Source organism: Peribacillus sp. SIMBA_075, from assembly GCF_046534585.1.
In genome coordinates this window covers 1-252 of sequence record NZ_JAWRYN010001138.1, presented here as the reverse complement: position 1 = coordinate 252, position 252 = coordinate 1, and the positions used below count along the sequence as shown (strand labels likewise).

1 pseudogene is annotated in these 252 nt (G+C 40.1%); it reads left to right on the top strand.

The features are described 5' to 3' along the window. Positions 1–228: pseudogene (locus SB775_RS31860) on the top strand (Y-family DNA polymerase); the annotation flags it as partial. Positions 229–252: the final 24 nt, after the last annotated feature.

Sequence of the window (252 nt, the reverse complement as noted above, 5' to 3'; positions counted from 1 at the left end):
CCCCTCCGCAGCATAAACATTTCTCTAACGAATTTAATTCGAGAAGGGGAAGAACAAATTTCTCTCTTCGATAATGTCACGCAACGAGAACAAGAAGTGAAGCTAACAAAAGTAATGGATGAAATACGAACAAGGTTTGGGAAGAACAGTATTTTACGTGGGATTTCCTATACACATAGCGCTACAACTAGACACAGAAACTCACTAATAGGAGGTCATAGGGCATGAATAACGCTAATATGCCAAAAGGGC